The following is a 3,061-nucleotide window of genomic DNA, read 5'->3' on the forward strand; positions in this document are numbered from 1 at the left end:
ACCAGGTAATAAACAAGTTCGCGCTGCTAACCGACTCCTGACTGCAACGGTCCTCGTCTTCTCTGTGTCCTCTGAGCACTCTGTGGCTATTGCTTCGTCCACGGTTTGATTGGTTCGGTCAAATTGCGCCCACCGGAATTCATCCGACCTCTGTTTCCTGGGATTCGCATTTGATTTCACGGTTCGATAGGTGCGCGGTCGACTCGGCCGAAGACGACAAACCGACGCCTGTCGATGCCAACGCTGACAACCGACGCCTGAAGTGCCGACCGCAGATTGGGACGCTCTATTTCCCACGGCGATTCCGATCGGGTACATTGGCAAACAGCGGCGATGGCACGGGCTGTCGTCGAGGCCGGACGCGCGAACCAGGTGGTGCACCGCAGTCGGCGAGTCGAGTTTGTTTTTGAGTTCTGGTCGATCGCGCCGACGCGGTGACCACCGACGTTCGTCGTAATCGAAAACAGGATTTCATTTACAGATGTCGTTTTATTCAGAGTTGGTCTTCTTTGCAGACACTGAAGTAAGCGAACTCGATGCAGCGAGCGCCCGAAGAATCTTGATCGACTGTGAATTGCTAGCCGATCCGGCAGACGAAGAAAACGAAACATTGGCATTGGACATCCGCTCTATCTTTGACGATGACGCTGCGCAGGCAGCTAACGAAGAATTCTTTCATCCAGACTCCATCACTTACGGCAACGAGGCTGAGCTTTTTCCTGAAGAATCTGACGACGAAGATGACGAGGGGGAACCGATCTATCTGGCAGGGCATGTGTTTTCTATTCACGGCTACGGCTATTTCCACCCTTGGTCGCGAGCAGACCTCGCAGATCGAGTCCTGAGTCATCCGAAAATCCAGCGAATGATGTCTCTTGTAAAAGAGCGTGCAAGAGGGCGTTGTTCAGACCCGGTCAGGAAAAACCAGGCTGTGGTCAATCTGATGGTTGACAATTCTGGTGACTGGGTTTGGATTGGTTCAGAGAATGTTTAGCCTGCACGGAAGACGACGAACCAGGCGATGCACCCAAGTCGCGGAGTCGCCGTTTCTTAAAAATTGAAAATCTTTGGCCGCGACTGGGTGATCGCGGTCGTTCTGCCAACGAAAGCCATGTCGCAATTCCCTCTCATTCCAGACTTAGATGGCGGCATGTTGCTTGAAGGCTTGAATGCAAACGGAGCATCTTACGAGCAGTTTGTATTTCCCACTTCTCGAGAACGGGTGACGATTCGCAACTGTTCGTTTGTTAATTGCGGCACAACCATTGGCACCTGCCAGATTGACTCAGGCACTCGAATTGAAAACGTTGTCTTCGAGAACTTCGCGTGCGGAGACGCTATTCACATCGATCGCAGTGTGCACCTAAGCAACTTAATCATTCGCGGAAAGAAGCCGAGCAAGGTAATCGTGAAACCGACTGGTATCGAGGGCGAGACATTCGCCGATCACTCGGCCGATTCAATTGCCCTCGACATATCCGGCTATCAAGGTGATGTTGAGATACTGGGTCTCCCGGCCACTTCTGTACGTCACAATCCTGAGCGGCATTTTTGTGTCCATGGCAAATGGGATGAACGGTCTGGTGAATGGCGAGCTGCTGGCGTAGGCTCCTTGAGTTACTTGGGCATTTGCTTGAAGAAAGTCACGCTCGGCAGTCATGAATGTGGCTTCTTCGGATTGCCCAAGCCTCGAAGCAAGCTGTACGAAGAAGTGAAAACTGAAATCCAAATTCTTTCCGACAAACTAGGCCTGTCCTTTGGCTGACCGATGAAAGGCAGAACAAAGCGTTGGACGCGGAGCCGCCGATCGCGTCTTCCCTGAAGTCAATGTTGATTGGCGGCGGCCCGGTCAACGCCAGCGTTCCTCGTAAGAAGCGAGACTCCAGCCGTCGATTTGTGTTGACGGATTTAGTGGGCAGATTGTTTGAACGTTTCACTCTCACGGCGGGCGGATGCATCGTTGAGCTGCCGACGTCGGACTTGATCGCTCGATTGATCGAAGCCGCATGACGGTCGGGATCTCTTTTTGTCGCGACGCCCCACGAAGCGAATTGGCACGTTGGTACCCGCCGCAACGGACTTGACGTGTGTTCCACCGCAAGGTCATTTCGACATCTCGGTTGCGGCTGTATCGCAATGCTCAGTCCAACGCCCATCGAGCCTCCGCGTTCGATTATTTCCATGCCGCCCAAAAAGTTGCCTCGCCTGATTCATCACGCTATCCTGTGACCGCCGGCCAGCGTTTGACGCGAGTGCCCGAGCAATGATGAAGACAGTCAGATTCGAGGAACAATGCCGTGCACCTGAGCACTCGATCGAGTCAGTTTTGAGTTCAAGTGTTTCCGCTCGTGCCAGGTGACGGCGGACGTTCTTCTATAGAGATACAAATGAGCGACCTCGATTCAATCAATGCTCCAGCCTGCTTCTCATTCAGACAGATTGGAGACGAGCAGGTTGTCAACTTTCGCTACAAAGATCTAGCATCCAACCAAAGTTTTCTTGCGGTCTGGCTCGTCATTTGGGGATGTGGCTGTCTTTTTCTTTTTGTCGAAGGATCTGCATCCGGAAGCCATGTTGAGCGGGTGTTGCTAACGGGCGTCGTCGTTGGATGGTTGGTCGGCCTGTATGGGGTTTTCTATTTTCCGAACCTCCGAAGGACTTTCAGCTTTGCAGCAAATGATCTTGATACGTCGACAGATCTATTCGGAATGACGTGGCGAACGACGTACAAACGATGTTTCGTGTCAGCTGTCTTCGTCGCACGTCCGCAGCGCGGAAACACAATAGGCAACAGGAATTGGTCAGTAATCCTCGTGATCCAACGTACAGGGCCGCTAGCCTGCTTTGCCCACGCAAAGCGGGTGACGCTACTTTCTGGGCTTACACTTTCCCAATGCAAGTGGCTAGCGACGCTCGTTTCGAATTGGTCGGGAGTCGCAGTCGAATATCGAAGAGGGAGCAGAACAATCGCGTGCACCCGAGTACGCGAGTTGGGCGGTATTGAAGTTGAAAATCTTTCGCGCGTACCGGGTGGCGCGTGCCGTTCCTCGTAAGTAGCGAA

3 protein-coding genes are annotated in these 3,061 nt (G+C 52.9%); all 3 read left to right on the plus strand.

All coding sequences use genetic code 11. The annotated features are described in order from the left end of the window. Positions 1-481 precede the first annotated feature (481 nt). The 3 genes from NZK35_RS11050 to NZK35_RS11060 all read left to right on the plus strand — a co-directional run bounded on the left by NZK35_RS11050 (position 482) and on the right by NZK35_RS11060 (position 2,267). The gene (locus NZK35_RS11050; RefSeq protein ID WP_259632591.1) at positions 482-994 is read left to right on the plus strand and encodes a hypothetical protein; all 513 of its coding nucleotides are present in this window, start codon (positions 482-484) and stop codon (positions 992-994) included. 63 nt (positions 995-1,057) lie between these two features. Beyond that, a complete protein-coding gene (locus NZK35_RS11055; protein ID WP_259632592.1) occupies positions 1,058-1,765 on the plus strand; it encodes a hypothetical protein in 708 nt (235 codons plus the stop codon). Positions 1,766-2,087: 322 nt separating this feature from the next. Then, on the plus strand, positions 2,088-2,267 hold the full coding sequence (locus tag NZK35_RS11060) for a hypothetical protein (protein ID WP_259632593.1): 180 nt from the start codon (positions 2,088-2,090) through the stop codon (positions 2,265-2,267). The last annotated feature ends 794 nt before the right edge of the window (positions 2,268-3,061 follow it).

It is taken from the genome of Stieleria sedimenti (assembly GCF_025060895.1).
Lineage (GTDB): Bacteria > Planctomycetota > Planctomycetia > Pirellulales > Pirellulaceae > Stieleria > Stieleria sedimenti.